Here is a 16,600-nt window from a genome sequence, read left to right as displayed (position 1 = left end):
CCGCACTGGCCCTCGCCGCGTGCTCGTCGGGGACCACCGACGCATCGGGCTCGGGCGAGACCTCGGCGCCCACCGACGAGCCGTTGCAGATCGCATACATCTCGTTCGCGGTGGCGAACACGTACGACGAGCCGATGCTGGCGGCGGCGCAGGAGGTCGCTGAGGCCAACAATGCCGAGATCACGGTCTTCGATGGAAACCTCGATCCGGCGACGCAGGCCACGCTCATCGAGGACGTCATCGCCTCGGGGGACTACGACGGCATGATCGTCCAGCCCATCTATGGCCCCGCGATCATGGATGTGGTCGCCGAAGCCATGGATGCCGGGCTCACCGTCGTCAACATCGACCAGATCCTCGGCGAGGACTTCACCTCGGGTGCCACCCAGCTGCCCGGTCTCGCGTCGAACATCGTGTTCGTGCCGTCGATTCTCGGGCAGAAGCTCGGCGAGCAGACCGTCGAGGCCTGCGCGTCGAAGAACCTGGATCCGTGCAACGTCGCCTACCTGCATGACCTGAAGACCTCGAGCGTCAGTATCGCCCTGTGGGACGCGTTCAGTGAGGCGACCGCCGGAACGCCGGTCACCGTCGTGGCCGAAGGCGAGACGTTCTGGAACCCCGCAGCCGCGCAGACCGCGGTCGCCGACATCCTGACGGCAAACCCCGACATCGACGCGATCGTCACGTCAGATCAGGGTCTGCAGGGTGCGGTCCTCGCGGTCGGCGACTCCGGCGCCGCGGTCGGCGACTACCTGTTCGTCGGATACGGCGGTTCGCAGTGGGCTCTCGATGCCATCACGGACGGCGTCGTGTACTCCGATGTCATCCAGGCGCCCGCCACGACCGGTCGCCTGGGAATGGAGGCGATGATCGCCGCGCTGCGCGATGGCACGGACATGGGCGATGTCGATCCGTTCGCCGACTTCCCCAACAACGGGATCATGACACCCGACACCGTCAGCCAGTTCACTGGCGAGTGGCCCGGCTGATCCATGCCGCACCATCCGGCCGAGGCCGGCGTCCCGCAGCTCTCCGTCGAGCTGCGGGATGTCGGCAAGTCCTTCGGGGGCCTGCCCGTCCTACGGCACATCGACCTGACTATCCGTCCCGGAACCGTCCACGCCCTGGTCGGCGAGAACGGCGCGGGCAAGTCCACGCTCGCGAAGATCATCGCCGGCCTCTACAGCGCCGACGAGGGGGAGGTGCTCGTCAACGGCGAGCGCGTGAGCTTCGGATCGCCGCGGGAGGCGCTCGATCACGGCATCGCGACGATTGCCCAGGAGCTGGCCCTCGTTCCGGCCCTGTCCGTAGCCGAGAACGTCTTTCTCGGACGGGAGCCGCGGCGGGTCGGCTTCATCGGTCGCAAACGTCTCGGCGCCCAGTACCGGGCACTGAGCGAACGCACCGGGTTCGACCTCCCCGCGGACGTCCCGGTGGGCGCGTTGCGAACGGCCGACCAGCAGAAGGTCGAGATCATGCGTGCGCTGGCGCGGGGCGCGTCGGTCATCATCATGGACGAGCCGACGGCAGCGCTGTCGGGGGCGGATGCCGACCTGCTGCACGCCGTCGTGCGCCAGCTCGCGGCATCCGGCCACACTGTGGTTCTCATCTCGCACTTCCTCAGCGAGGTGCTCGAGCTCGCCGACGACATCACCGTGCTGCGCGACGGTCGTCTCATCCGCACCGGCCCCGCAGCCGACGAGACCGAGGCGAGCCTCATCGAGGCGATGCTCGGTCGGACGCTCGGTGCCGTGTTCCCCGAACAGCCTCCCGCCCCCACCGTCGGCGATCCGGTCTTGACCGTGACAGATCTGGTCGCACCCGGGGTTCGTGGAGTGTCGTTCTCGGTGAGACCCGGCGAGATTGTGGGTCTCGCCGGGCTCGTCGGTGCCGGTCGCAGCGAGATCGTGCACGCGATCTTCGGAGCCGCGGGCCGCCACGGCGGTTCCGTCGAGCTCCTGGAGCCGGGGCATGGGGACGGGCGCAAGCGACTCTCGGTGGGCGCGTCGGTGCCCGCGGCGCTCAACGCGGGCCTGTTCCTTATCCCCGAATCGCGCAAGGATCAGGGTCTCGTGCTCGGCCGCTCGATCCGCGACAACGTCACCCTGTCGAACCTCGCTGCCTTCGCCCGCGCGGGCTGGGTGCGCACCCGCGCCGAACGCGCCGACGCGAAGGCGATGCTTGAGCGCGTCACCGTCGCCGGAGACGATCGCCGCAACGTCTCGAGCCTGTCCGGCGGCAATCAGCAGAAGGTGCTGTTCGCGCGGGCGTTGCAGAGACCCCGTACCGTGCTCATCGCCGACGAGCCGACTCGCGGCGTGGATGTCGGGTCGCGCCGTGCGATCTACGACCTCATCGTGGCCGAAGCCTCGCGAGGAATCGGGGTGATCGTCGTCTCATCGGATGTCGAAGAGGTGCTGGGGCTCGCGCATCGCATCCTCGTCATTCGTAGCGGACGCATCGTCGCGGAGCTTTCGGGCGATGAAAGAACAGAAGAGAACGTCCTCACCGCGGCCTTCGCGGATCCGATCACGAGTGGGAAATCATGACCCTGACCACCGGCACCGTGCCCACCCAAGCCCAGCAGAGCGTGCTCTCGCGCATCCCGTGGCGGTCGGTCGCGATCGTCGTGCCCTTCCTCGCGGTGTTCATCGCGCTCTCGATCGGCAGCCCCGCGTTCTTGTCGTTCCAGAACATCGGAAACGTGCTCGACCGGCAGGCGGGCATCCTGATCATCGCGGCAGCGAGCACCCTGGTGCTGATCGCCGGTGGAATTGACCTCTCGGTCGGTGCCACCTACATGTTCACTGCCGTCCTGTGCGGCACCGTGATCATCAAGGTCGGCGGCACCGAGGGCGCGGTGCTCGGCATCCTGGCGGGCGTGCTCTCGGGCCTTGCGGTCGGCATCATCAACGGCGTCATCAGCACCTACCTGCGGATCAACCCGCTGATCGCGACTCTGGCGATGAGCTTCATCATCCTGGGTGCGACCAAGCTCGTCTCGCAGGCGGGCAAAGAGGGCATCGGCCAGATCCGGGTCGACGTGCCCGAGTTCACCTGGATCGCCAAGACCGAACCGCTCGGGATGTCGCTGCCGATCTGGATCGCGCTGGTGGTGGTGGTCGCCCTCGGTGTCGTGCTGTGGCGCACGACTTTCGGACGGTACGTCTATGCGGCGGGCGGCAATGCCGAGGCGGCACGTCTTGCCGGCATCCGGGTCAACCTCGTGCGGATCGCGACCTTTGCGCTCACGGGCCTCGGCGCCGGGCTTGCGGGAGTGATCGACCTGGCACGCACTCCCTCTGTTCCCGAGAACGATGCGATCGCGACGACGCTGACCTTCACAGTGCTGGCCGGCATCGTCGTCGCGGCACCTCGATCCTCGGTGGCGAGGGGGCGGTATGGCGGACGGTGCTCGGCATCCTGTTCATCGCGATGCTCTACAACGGTTTCACGCTGCTGAAGATCGATCCGCTGTTCCAGGGCATCGCGCTGGGCGCCATCATCCTGCTCGCGGTTGGGTTCGACGCGTGGTCTCGGCTGCGGCGGCGATGAGGCCGCGGCAGCGTCAGCGTTTGGGGGCGAAGAAGAAGTAGATCAAGGGGCCGATACCGCCGAGAAGAATCACGAAGGCCCACAGGGGCTTCTTGCCGTTGATCTTGTTCTCGGGACGGATATAGAGGTCCCAGAAAGCCAGTCCCGCCCAGGCGGCCCGGATGACGCCACCGACCAGTCCGCCGACGATTCCCGTGCCGGTCTTCCGCGCCGCGTGGCTTGGTGTCTTCATGGTCATGGCTTCCGCCTTTCGGGCCGCATCCGAATGCTCTCGTGCCATTGTGCAACGCCGACGCCGGGCACCGACAGGGCCTCGGTCGTGGGACTAGATGCCCTAGTGTGCGCGGTGGCGCCTGCCTACGCTCGGGGTGTCGCCTGGGTGCGGCGTGGGAGGTCCTGATGAGGTATCTGCGCTGGATCTGGGCGTACCCGCTGGTCACGGCTACCGCGCTGGTGCTCCTCGCCGTCGGTGTGCTCGCGGCATCCGGAATGCCTGACGTTGCGCGGTGGGTCGCGACGATTTGGGTTGCGGGGATCATCGTCTGGACCCTCGTGGGCATGGTGCGCGACGTCCTGCGTGGCCACGTCGGGCTCGATGTTCTCGCTGTCACCGCGATGGTCGCGACCCTCGCGGTCGGGGAGTATCTGGCGGGGCTCGTGATCGTTCTGATGCTCGCCGGTGGTGCGGCGCTCGAGGATATCGCCGGCCGGCGTGCGCGGCGGGACCTTCGCGCGCTGCTGGACAGATCGCCGCGCACCGCGCACGTCGTGACCGGTGGCGAATCGGGCGCTGTCGAGAGTGTGAAGGACGTCCCCATCGATGAGGTCGCTGTGGGCGACATCCTGCTGGTGCGGCCGGCCGAGATCGTGCCGGTGGATGCCGTGCTGCTGAGCGCCGACGCGGAGTTCGACGAATCGTCGCTGACGGGTGAGAGTCTTCCCGTGCAGCGCACCGAAGGCGACGAGGTGTTCTCGGGGGCCATCAACGGATCTCGCGCCGTGCGGGTACGAGCGACACGACGCAGCGCCGACAGCCAGTACCAGCAGATCGTCGCGCTGGTGCATGCTGCCGAGAGTTCTCGGGCGCCGGTCGTTCGCTTGGCCGACCGGTTTGCCGTGCCGTTCACCGCCGTCTCGCTCGTGCTCGCGGGAACCGCCTGGGCGATCTCAGGAGACCCGGTCCGCTTTGCTGAAGTGCTGGTGCTGGCGACCCCCTGTCCGCTGCTGATCGCGGCACCCGTGGCGTTCCTCGCAGGCCTGTCGCGAGCGGCGAAGGCGGGGGTCATCATCAAGAGCGGCGCGGTCATCGAGCAGCTCGCGCGCGTGAGTTCGGCGGCCTTCGACAAGACCGGAACACTGACGTGGGGTCGTCCCGCTCTCGTCGCCGTCCGTCCCGCGGACGGATTCACCGCCGACGAGGTGTTGCAGTTCGCGGCCTCTGCTGAGCAGTACTCCACGCACGTGCTGGCAGAGAGCGTGCGCCGCGCCGCCCTCGACCGCGGGCTCGATCTGCTCCCTGCGTCTGACGCCTCGGAGGAGGCCACCAACGGTGTCACCGCATCGGTAGGGGGTCGGCCCGTCACCGTCGGCAAGCCCGCGTATGTCGCAGCGCTCACGGGAACGGCGCCCCGAGAGACCCTGGATGCCGGTCAGGCCGCGGCCTACGTTGCGATAGATCGACGGTTCGCGGGAACCATCGTCCTGGCCGATGATCCTCGGCCGGATGCGCCTGCGGTTGTTGCCTGGCTCCGAGAGACCGGCGTGAGCCGGGTTGCGATGTTCACCGGCGATGTCGGCGCTACCGCGCAGTCGGTTGCGACGGCGGTGGGGATTGACGAGGTGCACGCCGAGCTGCTGCCGGGCGACAAGGTGGAGCTTGCCGCCGGTCTGCAACCTCGGCCGATGATGATGGTCGGCGACGGGGTGAATGATGCCCCGGTGCTGGCGGCATCCGACATCGGTGTCGCGATGGGTGCGCGCGGGGCGACGGCCGCGGGGGATGCGGCGGATGTCGTCATCCTGGTGGATGCCCTTGCTCCGGTTGCCGACGCCGTCGCGATCGCCCGCCACACCCTGCGCGTCGCGCTGACCGCGATCGGCGTGGGGATTGGGCTGAGCATTGCCCTGATGATCGTGGCTATGACGGGCGTCATCCCCGCCGTCGCGGGCGCCCTCATTCAGGAGCTCGTCGACGTCGCGACGATCCTGTACGCGCTACGGGCGCTCGGGGCGCCCCGCAGCGCCCAGCGACCCGTGGTTTCGCCAGCGGGATGACAGAGCTCGCCGCACCGCTGTGGATAACTCCCGCGGCGCGGCGCGCGGCCTTGTCAGGATGCACGGGTGACCCTCACCTCGCCCGCCGACCCGACAGTTTCGGTGGTCGCGCGTGTACGCGAGTCGCTGCGGGCGGCACAGATCGACCCGCAGCGCGATCCGGATCGGGCGAGCCAGATCGCCAGGTCCGAAGTGCGTCGGCACAACGATTTCGCGCTGGCCCGCGGCGAGCGGACCCTCGATGACGAAGCGCACCACGTGCGCGACATCCTGGCCCAGCTCTCGGGATTCGGTCCGCTGCAGGCGTACCTCGACGACCCCGAGGTCGAGGAACTCTGGATCAATGCTCCGGACCGGATCTTCGTGGCGCGTGCCGGAGTCGCGTCCCGGGTCCCGCTCGCGCTGACCGACACGGCGGTACGAGACCTCGTCGAACGGATGCTGCACGCGACCGGCCGCCGCGTCGATCTCAGCCAGCCTTTCGTCGACGCCTCTCTTCCCGACGGGAGTCGCTTGCACGTCGTGATCCCCGACATCACACGGCGGCACTGGGTCGTGAACATCCGCAAGTTCCTGCCGCGCTACCGGACGCTCGACGACCTCGTTGTGGCGGGCAGCGTGACGGCGGCGGATGCCGACCTGCTGGCGATCGCGATGCGGGAGGGGCGCAGCATCCTGGTCTCGGGTGCCACCCATGCCGGTAAGACGACCTTGCTCGCGGCGCTGATCGCTGCGTGCGCGCCCTCGCAGCGCATCGTCACGGTGGAGGAGACGTTCGAACTTGCCGTCGACGCGCCGGACCTCGTCGCACTCCAGGGGCGTCAGCCGAGCCTCGAAGGGGGAGGGGAGGTGACGCTGCGCCGCCTGGTGAAGGAGGCACTCCGGATGCGGCCAGATCGGCTGGTCATCGGGGAGGTTCGAGACGCCGAGGCGCTCGATCTCGTCCTGGCCCTCAACACCGGAGTGCCGGGTGCCGCGACAATCCATGCGAACTCGGCAGCTGATGCACTCCGGAAGCTCTGCTCCCTCCCGCTCCTGGCTGGTCGCAACATCGACAGCGGCTTCGTGGTGCCGGCGGTTGCGGCATCCGTCGACCTCGTCGTCCACTGTCAGCGGGACGCGACCGGACGGCGGCGCGTGACCGAGATCGTCGAACCCACAGGGCTTGAGGATGGCGTCATCCGTACTCGCCCCGCGCCCCGACAGGAACGGCAACCACTGATGCGGAGCAGGGGCCGATGATCCTGCTGGTGGGCGCAATGCTCGGCGCGGGGGTGTTGCTGGTCCTTTCGCCGTGGCTGTGGCCAGCCCGGCCCGCCACCGCCGCACCCGCCGAGCCCTCGGCGCTGACCCGACTGATCGGTGAAGCCGGCTTCGCGGAGCGGGCGAGACCTCGCACGGTACTGGCCTCTGCTGTCCTGGTTGGGGCGATTGCCGCCGCACTCGTGTGGCTGGTCTTTCCCACGCTGCCTCTGTGGCTTCTCGCGGGTGTCGTCGGCGCATACGCCCCCGTCGCCTGGTTGCAGTCCCGGGCGCGTCGACGAGCCAAAGAGCGTCGCGGTCTGTGGCCTGACGTGTGCGACCTGCTCGTGTCATCGGTTCGAGCCGGGATGTCGCTCGCTGACGCTGTCGCGAGCCTCGCGGTGTCGGGCCCAGAGCGGCTTCGACCCGACTTCGTCAGGTTCGCCCGTGATGTCTCGGCCTCCGGGCATCTGGATGCCGCGCTCGCCGGTCTGAAGGCTCGGCTTGCCGATCCGATCGCTGACCGGATCGTCGAAACCTTGCGCATGGCGCGCGAGGTCGGCGGTACCGAGCTCGTGCCGACCCTGCGCGCACTTGGTGCGTCGGTTCGCGCGGATGCGACACTGCGCGCCGAGGTCGAGGCGCGCCAGTCGTGGATTCGCGCCGCGGCGGTTCTCGGAGCCGTTGCTCCGTGGGTGATTCTCGGACTTCTCGCGCTTCGCCCCGAGGCTGCTGCCGCGTACGGATCGCCCCAGGGGATCGGGCTGATTCTGGGCGGCGCTGTCGTCACGGTTGTCGCGTTTCGGCTCATGCTTCGTGTGGGAAGGCTCGCGGAGCCGCGGAGGTGGTTCGCGTGAATCCCACCGACATCGCGCTTGCCGTGATTCTTGGCGGCGGCCTCGCCGGAGGAATGCTGCTCGTCTTCTCGGCGTCGCCGCGCTGGCGCGCCCGCGGGCTGACCGCTCGTCTCGCGCCGTACCTGCGCGATGTCACCGACGGTGACCCCGGCGTCGCGTTCAGCGCGATCACCGTGCCTGTCCTGAACACCGCAGCCCCGGCGTGGGGTGCTGCGGTGAACCGACTCTCGGACATCCGTTCTTCCTGGCGGCGCTCGCGCGCGCTTGTCTGGGCCCTGCTCGGAGCCGGTACGGGAGCCGCCCTGGCGACAATCGTCGCCCTGACGCACGGCCCACAGCCGGCTCTGCTGGCGGTGCCTCTGGCCGGTGGGGCGGCCGCGGTGGTGGCGGAGCAGTCGGCGCGCCGCGCCACCGAGCGCGCCCGCTCCCGGCGCCTGCACGAGGAGCTTCCCGTCGTCCTCGAGTTCCTCGCGCTCTGCCTGTCTGCGGGTGAGGGCCTGCTCGATGCGCTGCGGCGCGTCGGCAGCCGGGGGACCGGAGAGCTTGCCGTCGGCATCCGTGAAGTTGTTGTCGAGGTCGGAACGGGGGCGGTTTTAACGGACGCCCTCCTCGCGTTCGCTCGACGGGAAGACAGCCCAGCCTTGTCGCGCGCGGTCGATCAGCTTGTCGCCGCGATCGACCGCGGCACACCACTCGCGGACGTGCTACACGCCCACGCTGCCGATGCGCGCTCGGGGGAGCAGCGCGAGCTCATTGAGCAGGCGGGTCGCAAAGAGATCGCGATGCTCGTGCCGCTCGTCTTCTTGATCTTGCCGGTGAGTGTGCTGTTCGCGATCTTCCCCGGCGTCGTGATGCTCGACCTCGGATGAGTGCCCACCAACAGAGAAGACCGAACCGAAGGAGATGATGATGAGACGGATGCTGGACCGCCTGCGTGAAGCGTTCGCGCCGCGTGCGGGGACCGACGTGGAGGATGTCGGCGTGGCAGCCGCGCTGCGTGAAGACCGTGGTGACGTACCCGGGTGGGTGCTGATCACGCTCATGACCGCGGGGCTGGTCGTGTTGATTTGGGCGCTCGCGGGTCCGGCGCTGTCGGGTCTGTTCGAGCAGGCGATCTCCCGCGTGTCGGGGTTCTGAGGCGGCTGGCTGTGGGTGATCGTGGCGTCTGGGATGACGACCGGGGCTCGGCTCCCGTCGAGTTCGTCATGGTTGCCGCGCTGCTCACGGCCCTCACCCTCGGTGTGATTCAGCTCGGCATCGTGACCTACGTGAGAAACGTCGTGCATGACGCTGCAGTCGAAGGGGCGTACTACGGTGCGCTCGCCGATACATCGACCGGCTCAGCCGTCGATCGCACACGCGAGGTGATTACGCGGGCGATCGGAGCTGAGTACGGCTCGGATGTCGGCACGCGCGAGATCATGATCGACGGTCAGCCTGTCGTTGAAGTCACGGTGCGTACCGGGATCCCGCTCGTCGGCCTGTGGCCGAGCGGACTGCAGACGGAGGTGACAGCTCATGCTCCGCTGGAGTCGTTCGATCGCTGACCGGTTGCGTTCGCGACTGGCTCGGATTCTCCGCGAGGACGACGGCTCTGCATCCCTCGAGTTCCTCACGGTCGGCCTCCTCATGCTCGTGCCGCTTATCTATGTCGTCGTCGCGCTCGGCCAGATTCAGCATCAGGCGCTCGGTGCCGAAGCCGCAGCCCGCCACGTCGCCCGGGCGATTTCGCTGTCGTCGGATGCGGCATCCGCTGGCTCGAGCGCGTTCGAGGTGCTGTCGGCGGTGATGGCGGAGTACGACCTGGATGCCTCCGTCACGTCCCTGTCGATTTCGTGTGTCCCGGCGTCGGCATCTTGCCCGACAGCGGGGTCGACCGTTCGGGTCTCGGTCGCGACGCGCGTCTCGCTGCCCCTCGCGCCGCCGGTGCTCGGACTCGATCAGATCGCGAGCGTTCCGGTCGAGGCCAGTGCGGTGCAGCGGATGTCGCGATTCTGGAGCGGCGGATGAGGGCGGTAGGGAGGCGGCTTCGTGATTCGGTGCCTGCCGCGGGTGACGAGGACGGCAGCATTCTGCCGCTCGTGCTGGGGTACGCGATGCTCGCGCTCGTGCTCATCCTCGTGACCGTCGACGCGACGAGTCTGTACCTTGCGCAGAAGCGGCTCGATAGCGTCGCCGATGCTGCTGCCCTTGCCGGCGCTGACGGATTCACGCTCACGATCGCCGGTGGGGCGCCGCGCGCTGAGCTCTCGTCGGGCGATGTGTACGCGCAGGCGAGTGCGATCCTGGCGCAGTCGGATGGCGAGGCGAGCCTGGTCTCGGCATCCACGCCCGATGGTGTGTCCGCTCGGGTGACGGTTGCGAGGCAGTGGCATCCGCCAGTCTTCAGTCTCTTCGTGCCTGACGGTGTCTCGCTCCAGGCCACGGCCACCAGCCGCAACGCCCTGCGGTGAAAATCCTGAAACGTACGTAATGCAGCAAAACGGGAGTACCGTGTGGTCATGACTGATATCCCGATCACGGATGCGCGCGATCGACTCGCCTCCGTGATCGATGAAGCCCGCCGGGGGACCGTATATCTGACCCGACGTGATAGGCGAGTTGCGGCGATTGTTGACCCGGAGACCCTCGCCCAGCTCGAGGCTGACGCCGAGGAACTCAGTGATATTCGCGCGGTCGACGAGGCTTGGGCCGAGACCGAGCGACTGTCCGAGACGCCCATCCCGTGGGAGGACGTGAAGCGCGAGCGCGGGCTGTGACCTACCGCATCGACGTCCTCCCGGCGGCGGTTCGCGAGATCCGCAAGCTTCCGCCGGAGGCGAAGCGGCGCGTCCAAGCCGTCATCGAACTGCTGAGCGAGAATCCGCGGCCGCCAGCGGCGACGAAGCTGACGGCGCGGCCCGAGTGGAGAGTGCGCACTGGCGATTACCGCGTGCTCTACCGCAGCGAGGCCGACATCCTGACGATCGTTGTCGTGCGTGCCGGTCATCGGCGGGATGTCTACGAGAGATGACTCAGTCCGAGTCGTTCACCTCGATGACGATCCGGCCGTCGGCTCCGATGACTCCGGGGCCCTTGTCGGGGGTCGGAGCTGGCGCGGGGATGATCTGCTCCTGCTCCCACGCCAACCGTGCGTTCTGGGCTGACGGGTAGAAGAGCTCGTCCATCCCGAAGGCGCCTCCCGCGCTGGACGTCGACTGCATTGCTCGGCCTTGCCGCCACGCGATTGCGCCGCCGATCGCGAAGCTCACGGGCGCCAGCGCGAGCGCCGCGATCGTGAGCCACCCGAACACATCTGACATGAGGCGAGAGTACGTTCGTCGCGCGTCGAACGTATCCCCCTCAAGACGGATGCCGCGCGGTAGCGCCACGGCGTGGCTGCCGCACTCCTTTCGTTCGCGATCCGGCGTGGGCATACTGGGGCCGTGAGCGGGTCGCAGGGTGGAGATCCAACCGAGTGGGCTCTGCGAGTCGCCCGCGAGGCGGATATCGCGTCGATATGTGCTTTCGGAGAAGCGCATATCAGGCCTCACTATGCGCCGCTGATTGGCGCGGACGCTGCGGACCTTCAAGTGAAGAACTGGTGGAACGAGACGCAGATCCGACGGGCTGTGAAGGACGGGCTCGTCACCGTCGCGGAGGCCGCAGGCTGTGTCATCGGCGTCGCGCAGCGCGGACGATACGGTTCCGCTCACGTACTGTTCAAGCTCTATGTCGATCCTGCCTATCGGGGCCGCGGGCTCGGCTCAGACCTCGTCAGCAATGTCATCGATCGCCTTCGGCCAGAGGCTGAACGACTGTGCGTTGAGCATTTCGCGGGCAATGTGCGGGCTGCCGCGTTCTATGAGCGCGAAGGGTTCTTCGTTGAACGCGTCGAACCTCACGGCGCGAGCCCGGCGCTTGATGTCGTGTGGCGCGCGCGGAAGCTGTGACCGGTTCGCTCCGCGCGGACGGTCTCAGTCAGCCCTGGTAGCCGATGAGCCAGCGGATGCCGTATCGGTCGCGAACGATCCCGTCGTAGTCGTCCCACGGGCGCTGCTGCAGGGCATCCACGACCTCGCCGCCGCCGGCGAGGGCCTCGAACCACGCGGTCAATTCCTCCGGCGATGTGGTGCCGAGCAGCGAGAACTCGACGCCGGCCATCGAGACGGACTCCTCGCCCGGCGCGGCATCCGCGGCAAACAGCGTGACCAGGCCCGAGAGGGCTCCGTGCGCGATCGCCTCTTTGGGTCCGTCGGTACGCGAGAACTCGCCGTACGTGTACAGCTCGAGCTCTCCGCCGAACACTGACCGATAGAACGTCAGCGCTTCGCGGGCGGTGCCGTCGAAGTGGAGGGAGGGGACCAGGCCGCTCATGCCGCAGCCCTGCTCGCGAGGGACCGGCGGATCAGCTTGTCGACTTCGACCACGATCGGAGGGATGAGGGCAAGGCCGATCGCGAGCCACCATTGCGCGGCATCCAGCGGCGTGGTCATGAGTAGCGCGTTCATGAAGTCCAGCTCGACTGAAAGCACTGTGAGCACGATCGGGATCCACATCCACTTCAGGGCGTTGCTGATCGGTGCGGCAAGGCCCGACCCGGGGTCGCGACGCATCGCGAAGCCGGCGAGCACCGACCCGAGGCTCAGGACGACGAACGTCATCGTGACGGGGACCGACGGCTCGGTCTGGCTCGGCGTGCCGGGGGAGAGGAGCATCGCCGCCAGGGCCACCCCGAAGATGGCGACGCCGTAGAGCAGCCACTGGCCGATCGACCGGGCGTTCGCGAGCGGCACCTTCGTGTCTCGCGGCGGCTGGCTCATGAGTCCCGCGGGGCTCGGGTCCAGGGTGATGACGATCACGGGGAAGAACGTGATGAAGAAGCTCAGGAACAGCACCATCAGCGGCGTGATCGGGGTGCCGTTGTTGATGTCGAGGATGCTGGAGACGAGGAACAACAGCACAAGCGAGAACAGCGTTGCCATCTGGTAGCGGACGTAGCTGACGATCTTGTCGTAGATCGTGCGGCCGAGCCGGATCGCCTCGACGAGCGTGCCGAAGTTGTCGTCGGTGAGGATCATCTTGCCGGCCTGCTTGGTCACCTCGCTTCCCGATCCCATCGCGACGCCGATGTCGGCCTGCTTGAGGGCAGCGGCGTCGTTGACGGCATCCCCGGTCATCGCGACGACATCGCCGCGCTCCTGCATGAGGCGGGCGATCCGCAGCTTGTCTTCGGGAGTGACGCGGCCGAACACGTGGAGTTCGGGAAGGCGCGCGGTGAGCTCTTCGTCGCTGAGCGCTCGCAGTTCAGGGCCGCTGATCGCGCCCGGGCCGAGGCCCAGCTCTCGCCCGATGGCGGCTGCCGTCACGGCGTGGTCACCGGTGATCATCCGCACCTCGATGCCCGCCTCGCCCGCAATGCGCACCGCCTCGATGGCTTCGGGGCGCAGCGGATCGATGATGCCGACCAGAGCCACGAACGTGAAGTCTTCGGCAAGGGACATCGGGTCGGCCTGCGCCGCAGCCTCCTGGCCGGCGAGGTCTCGCACGGCGATCGCGAGGACCCGCAGCCCGTTGCGACTGAGCTCGGCGTTCGCCTCCAGGATGCTGTCTTTCGCGTCCGCGATCGGGACGACGCCGTCGGCGGTGACAACGTGCGAGCAGCGGTCGATCACGACATCCGGGCCGCCCTTCATCGTCGCCAGGAACGTTTCGGCTCCCTGGAGCGGCGCGTGGTGGAAGGTCACCATGAACTTGTATGCAGAGTCGAACGGCACCTCGGCTTCGCGAGGGTAGGCGCGGCGGCTCTCTTCGGCATCCACGCCAAGCTTCGCGGCCAAGACCACGAGCGCAGCCTCGGTGGGGTCGCCGACGACAACACCGGCATCCGAGACCGTCGCATCGGAGTTCAGGCACAGGCCGTAGGCGAGCGGCGTGAAGTCAGGAACCTCCTTGCCGGCGGCGTGACGAAGGGCACCGGTCTTGCGGTAGCCCTCGCCCTCGACGGTGAACCACTGCCCGAGCGCGTAGAGCTTGGTGGCGGTCATCTGGTTGAGGGTCAGCGTTCCGGTCTTGTCGGAGTTGATGGCGGATGTCGCGCCCAGCGTCTCGACGTCGCTGAGGTTCTTCACGACAGCCCGGTGTTCGGCTAGCTGCCGGGCGCCGTACGCGAGCATCCCCTGCACGAAGGTGGGGAGCGCAGATGGGATCGCCGAGACAGCCATCGCGATTCCGACGAGCAGTACTGTCGCGATCGTCTCGCCGCGCAAGAGCCCGAGGATGATCATGATCGCCACGGCGCCCCATGCGACGAACCCGAGCACCTTGGTGAGTCCGTCGAGTTCTCGCTGCAGGGGCGACTTCGAGGGCGCGACGGCGGTGAGCATCGCCGCGATCTGCCCCATCTGGGTCGACATCCCCGTTCCGGTGATGACCATCGCGGCGGTTCCGCGGGTGACAGTGGTGTTCTGCCACAGCATGTTCGCGCGATCGCCGAGCGCGACATCGTGTCCATCGATCGTCGCGACATCCTTGTCGACCGGCGCGCTTTCACCGGTCAGCGCTGCCTCCTGCGTCTGCAGGTTCGCCGAGCGCAGGATGCGGCCATCGGCCGGCACGAGATCGCCGGCTTCGAGCTGCACGAGGTCGCCGGGCACGATTTCGGGTGCGGGCACCTCACGCAGCGACCCGTCGCGCACGACCTTCACGTGCGGGATCTGCAACTTGGAAAGTCCGTCGACGCTCGCACGGGCGGCGAGTTCCTGCCGCGTGCCGAGCACGACGTTCAGCACGATGAGGGCCGCGACGATGAACGCCACGGCGAACTGGGCGATGATGAGGCTCACCACGACCACCGCGACCAGCATGAGGTTCATGGGGTCGGCGAGCATCCGCAGCGCGATCGTCCAGGCGCTCGGAGCCGGGGGAGCGGCGATCGTGTTCGGGCCGCCGGTTGCGAGGCGACGCGCTGCATCGGCCGAGGTCAGGCCGTTCGCGGCATCCGTCCCGAGACTGCGGACGACAGCATCAGTATCGAGGGTCCACCACGCGGTTGTGTCGGACGCCCGCGCGGGTGTGGGCTGAGTGGATTGTGGTCTGGTGTGCTCGGTCATGCCGGTCCCTTCGCCGCGCCCGATCCTATCGAGGCGAGCGTGTTCGCCGACAGGGCCGTTCGTCGCTGATTGAGGCTCGAATGCCCAGGATTCTCACGGGTGGTCTCCGAGCCTCCTCATAACTGGCAGTCGTACCGTCGAAGTGTGCGTTTGGCAGTACACGAGTTCGGCAGCGGCGACCGTACCGCAGCGATCGTCCACGGCATCAGCGGATCGGGTTTGCTGTGGCAGGACTTCGCCGAGCGACTCTCGCGGCGACACGGGATGCGGGTGCTCGCCGTCGACCTTCGCGGTCACGGCTCCAGCCCCCGATCCGAGCACTATCGCCTCCGGGACTTCACCGACGATCTCGTCGAGACGCTGCCGACAGACCTCGACCTCGCTATCGGGCACTCCCTCGGCGGGCGCGCCCTTGCCGACGCCGCCGAACGGCTGCAGCCGCACCGTGCGATCTACCTCGACCCAGCACTCGACGTCGACGCAGGAGTTGCCGGTCGTCGCCTGCTGACTTACCGGATGGCCGGTCCGGTCGTGGCGCGGATGCTGTCGGTGGTGGATCCCGCTGTACCGGCGTCCCTGCGTCGACGCCTGCGGGCCAGCACCCGCCGCTGGGATCGGTTCATGGCCCTGTCGGTCGTGCAGGAGCTGGATGCACACCGGGTTGAACCCGCGGTGCCGCCGGTGCCGTCGACAATCGTGAAGGCGACGAAGTCCCGGCTTCTTCGCGGGCGCTACCTCGAGCGACTCAAGGCCTATGGCTGGGATGTGCGGGAATTCCTCAGCCGCCACGAAATGCAGCTTCTCAAGCCCGAGGCGTTGCTCGACGCCCTCGAAGACGTACTGCGTGCGCCGACGCGAGCGCTGAGCGCGGTCTGAGTCTTCGCTGCCAGGCCTCAATCGAGGTCGATGCGTTGACGCGCCTCGGGGATATCCCATGCGTTCGGGCCGTCATCCGCTGACTCGGTAGCCACACCCCCGGGCACCAGCCGGTGATCGCCATCGCCGCGAGCAAGAGCGTGCCAAGCAACGCGGGAATAGCCAGAGCCCACACACCCGTGGTCGCCGCGCTCCCGGCGATGGCTGCGACGAAGACGGCAGCCGCCCATCGCGCGATGCGCTCGCCGCGCGTAATCGTGCAAACCCGGAGCAGGCTCACGGCGTGCTCGGGGCGCCCTGGGCCGCGTTCTGCTCCGCGATCTGGCGTCGCACGTCATCCATGTCGAGTCCTTCGACCGCGGTTATCACCTGCTCGAGTTGGGGAGCGGCGAGTGCGCCGGGTTGTGAGAAGACGAGGATGCGGTCGCGGAAGGCCATGAGCGTCGGGATCGAGGTAATGCGGAAGCCCGCGGCGAGCTGCTGCTGGGCTTCGGTGTCGATCTTCCCGAAGACGATGTCGGGGTGAGCCTCTGAGGACTTCTCGAAGACGGGGCCGAACATGCGGCACGGTCCGCACCACGCCGCCCAGAAGTCGAGCAGCACGATGCCCGATTCGTTGATGGTCGTCTCGATCGTTTCGAGGGTGATCTCTCGTGTTGCCATGATCTGTATCATACCCTAGGGGGTATACCCCGAGGGCTTCTC

Annotated in this window: 20 protein-coding genes; 15 read left to right on the top strand and 5 right to left on the bottom strand. The window is 67.8% G+C overall.

Annotated features, from left to right (window positions below):
* Positions 1–83 precede the first annotated feature (83 nt).
* The 3 genes from MICSW_RS09760 to MICSW_RS09750 are packed head-to-tail and all read left to right on the top strand — an operon-like array spanning position 84 to position 3,463.
* On the top strand, positions 84–989 hold the full coding sequence (locus MICSW_RS09760) for a sugar ABC transporter substrate-binding protein (RefSeq protein WP_464495485.1): 906 nt from the start codon (positions 84–86) through the stop codon (positions 987–989).
* 3 nt (positions 990–992) lie between these two features.
* Positions 993–2,549: a sugar ABC transporter ATP-binding protein gene (locus MICSW_RS09755; protein ID WP_464495483.1), complete on the top strand. Its 1,557-nt coding sequence runs from the start codon at positions 993–995 to the stop codon at positions 2,547–2,549.
* Positions 2,546–3,463 (top strand): ABC transporter permease, encoded by a 918-nt coding sequence (locus tag MICSW_RS09750; protein ID WP_464495480.1) that lies wholly within the window; start codon positions 2,546–2,548, stop codon positions 3,461–3,463. Before MICSW_RS09755 ends, MICSW_RS09750 begins: the two co-directional genes overlap by 4 nt.
* Positions 3,464–3,568: 105 nt before the next feature.
* Here the strand turns inward: MICSW_RS09750 and MICSW_RS09745 are convergent, their stop codons facing one another.
* Positions 3,569–3,793: a hypothetical protein gene (locus tag MICSW_RS09745; protein WP_464495477.1), complete on the bottom strand. Its 225-nt coding sequence runs from the start codon at positions 3,791–3,793 to the stop codon at positions 3,569–3,571.
* A gap of 161 nt (positions 3,794–3,954) precedes the next feature.
* Between MICSW_RS09745 and MICSW_RS09740 the strand changes: the two genes are divergently transcribed.
* The 10 genes from MICSW_RS09740 (at position 3,955) to MICSW_RS09695 (ending at position 10,941) form a co-directional block, all read left to right on the top strand.
* Complete coding sequence (locus tag MICSW_RS09740) at positions 3,955–5,829, top strand: heavy metal translocating P-type ATPase (protein ID WP_228177145.1); 1,875 nt, start codon at positions 3,955–3,957, stop codon at positions 5,827–5,829.
* Positions 5,830–5,895: 66 nt separating this feature from the next.
* A complete protein-coding gene (locus MICSW_RS09735; RefSeq protein WP_228177146.1) occupies positions 5,896–7,071 on the top strand; it encodes a CpaF family protein in 1,176 nt (391 codons plus the stop codon).
* A complete protein-coding gene (locus tag MICSW_RS09730) occupies positions 7,068–7,928 on the top strand; it encodes a type II secretion system F family protein (RefSeq protein ID WP_464495470.1) in 861 nt (286 codons plus the stop codon). Before MICSW_RS09735 ends, MICSW_RS09730 begins: the two co-directional genes overlap by 4 nt.
* The gene (locus tag MICSW_RS09725; RefSeq protein ID WP_464495469.1) at positions 7,925–8,797 is read left to right on the top strand and encodes a type II secretion system F family protein; all 873 of its coding nucleotides are present in this window, start codon (positions 7,925–7,927) and stop codon (positions 8,795–8,797) included. The genes MICSW_RS09730 and MICSW_RS09725 overlap by 4 nt, the downstream gene beginning before the upstream one ends.
* Before the next feature lie 37 nt (positions 8,798–8,834).
* Positions 8,835–9,065, top strand: coding sequence for a hypothetical protein (locus MICSW_RS09720; protein ID WP_464498321.1), 231 nt, complete (start codon positions 8,835–8,837; stop codon positions 9,063–9,065).
* Positions 9,066–9,076: 11 nt separating this feature from the next.
* Positions 9,077–9,475, top strand: a complete 399-nt coding sequence (locus tag MICSW_RS09715) for a TadE/TadG family type IV pilus assembly protein (RefSeq protein WP_464495466.1) — start codon at positions 9,077–9,079, stop codon at positions 9,473–9,475.
* Positions 9,447–9,938 carry a TadE family protein gene (locus MICSW_RS09710; RefSeq protein WP_464495463.1) on the top strand — a complete coding sequence of 164 codons (492 nt, stop codon included), beginning with the start codon at positions 9,447–9,449 and terminating at the stop codon, positions 9,936–9,938. Before MICSW_RS09715 ends, MICSW_RS09710 begins: the two co-directional genes overlap by 29 nt.
* A 29-nt stretch (positions 9,939–9,967) precedes the next feature.
* Entirely contained in the window at positions 9,968–10,381 is a 414-nt protein-coding gene (locus MICSW_RS09705) for a pilus assembly protein TadG-related protein (protein ID WP_464495462.1), read from the top strand.
* Positions 10,382–10,429: 48 nt separating this feature from the next.
* A complete protein-coding gene (locus MICSW_RS09700) occupies positions 10,430–10,687 on the top strand; it encodes a type II toxin-antitoxin system Phd/YefM family antitoxin (protein WP_464495459.1) in 258 nt (85 codons plus the stop codon).
* Positions 10,684–10,941 (top strand): type II toxin-antitoxin system RelE family toxin, encoded by a 258-nt coding sequence (locus MICSW_RS09695; protein WP_464495456.1) that lies wholly within the window; start codon positions 10,684–10,686, stop codon positions 10,939–10,941. The genes MICSW_RS09700 and MICSW_RS09695 overlap by 4 nt, the downstream gene beginning before the upstream one ends.
* Before the next feature lies 1 nt (position 10,942).
* Here MICSW_RS09695 and MICSW_RS09690 read toward each other — a convergent pair whose 3' ends face one another.
* A complete protein-coding gene (locus MICSW_RS09690; RefSeq protein ID WP_464495454.1) occupies positions 10,943–11,230 on the bottom strand; it encodes a hypothetical protein in 288 nt (95 codons plus the stop codon).
* A gap of 72 nt (positions 11,231–11,302) precedes the next feature.
* On the opposite strand from MICSW_RS09690, the gene MICSW_RS09685 reads away from it, so the two are divergent.
* Entirely contained in the window at positions 11,303–11,860 is a 558-nt protein-coding gene (locus MICSW_RS09685; RefSeq protein WP_464495453.1) for an N-acetyltransferase family protein, read from the top strand.
* Between the two features lie 28 nt (positions 11,861–11,888).
* Here MICSW_RS09685 and MICSW_RS09680 read toward each other — a convergent pair whose 3' ends face one another.
* Positions 11,889–12,284: a VOC family protein gene (locus tag MICSW_RS09680; RefSeq protein WP_464495452.1), complete on the bottom strand. Its 396-nt coding sequence runs from the start codon at positions 12,282–12,284 to the stop codon at positions 11,889–11,891.
* Positions 12,281–15,019: a cation-translocating P-type ATPase gene (locus MICSW_RS09675; protein ID WP_464495451.1), complete on the bottom strand. Its 2,739-nt coding sequence runs from the start codon at positions 15,017–15,019 to the stop codon at positions 12,281–12,283. Before MICSW_RS09675 ends, MICSW_RS09680 begins: the two co-directional genes overlap by 4 nt.
* 144 nt (positions 15,020–15,163) lie before the next feature.
* Between MICSW_RS09675 and MICSW_RS09670 the strand changes: the two genes are divergently transcribed.
* Positions 15,164–15,895, top strand: a complete 732-nt coding sequence (locus tag MICSW_RS09670; RefSeq protein WP_464495448.1) for an alpha/beta fold hydrolase — start codon at positions 15,164–15,166, stop codon at positions 15,893–15,895.
* 276 nt (positions 15,896–16,171) lie between these two features.
* On the opposite strand, the gene MICSW_RS09665 is transcribed toward MICSW_RS09670, so the two are convergent.
* Positions 16,172–16,558: a thioredoxin family protein gene (locus MICSW_RS09665; protein ID WP_464495447.1), complete on the bottom strand. Its 387-nt coding sequence runs from the start codon at positions 16,556–16,558 to the stop codon at positions 16,172–16,174.
* Positions 16,559–16,600 lie beyond the last annotated feature (42 nt).

It is taken from the genome of Microbacterium sp. SW12 (assembly GCF_055391095.1).
This window is presented reverse-complemented; position numbering and strand designations above follow the sequence as displayed.

Excerpts from the sequence above, each read along its gene's own strand:
- MICSW_RS09710 (WP_464495463.1), top strand. The coding sequence starts at position 9,447 with ATGCTCCGCTGGAGTCGTTCGATCGCTGACCGGTTGCGTTCGCGACTG.
- MICSW_RS09720 (WP_464498321.1), top strand. The coding sequence starts at position 8,835 with ATGATGAGACGGATGCTGGACCGCCTGCGTGAAGCGTTCGCGCCGCGT.
- MICSW_RS09675 (WP_464495451.1), bottom strand. The coding sequence starts at position 15,019 with ATGACCGAGCACACCAGACCACAATCCACTCAGCCCACACCCGCGCGG.
- MICSW_RS09740 (WP_228177145.1), top strand. The coding sequence starts at position 3,955 with ATGAGGTATCTGCGCTGGATCTGGGCGTACCCGCTGGTCACGGCTACC.
- MICSW_RS09665 (WP_464495447.1), bottom strand. The coding sequence starts at position 16,558 with ATGGCAACACGAGAGATCACCCTCGAAACGATCGAGACGACCATCAAC.
- MICSW_RS09690 (WP_464495454.1), bottom strand. The coding sequence starts at position 11,230 with ATGTCAGATGTGTTCGGGTGGCTCACGATCGCGGCGCTCGCGCTGGCG.
- MICSW_RS09750 (WP_464495480.1), top strand. The coding sequence starts at position 2,546 with ATGACCCTGACCACCGGCACCGTGCCCACCCAAGCCCAGCAGAGCGTG.
- MICSW_RS09730 (WP_464495470.1), top strand. The coding sequence starts at position 7,068 with ATGATCCTGCTGGTGGGCGCAATGCTCGGCGCGGGGGTGTTGCTGGTC.
- MICSW_RS09745 (WP_464495477.1), bottom strand. The coding sequence starts at position 3,793 with ATGACCATGAAGACACCAAGCCACGCGGCGCGGAAGACCGGCACGGGA.
- MICSW_RS09680 (WP_464495452.1), bottom strand. The coding sequence starts at position 12,284 with ATGAGCGGCCTGGTCCCCTCCCTCCACTTCGACGGCACCGCCCGCGAA.
- MICSW_RS09755 (WP_464495483.1), top strand. The coding sequence starts at position 993 with ATGCCGCACCATCCGGCCGAGGCCGGCGTCCCGCAGCTCTCCGTCGAG.
- MICSW_RS09700 (WP_464495459.1), top strand. The coding sequence starts at position 10,430 with ATGACTGATATCCCGATCACGGATGCGCGCGATCGACTCGCCTCCGTG.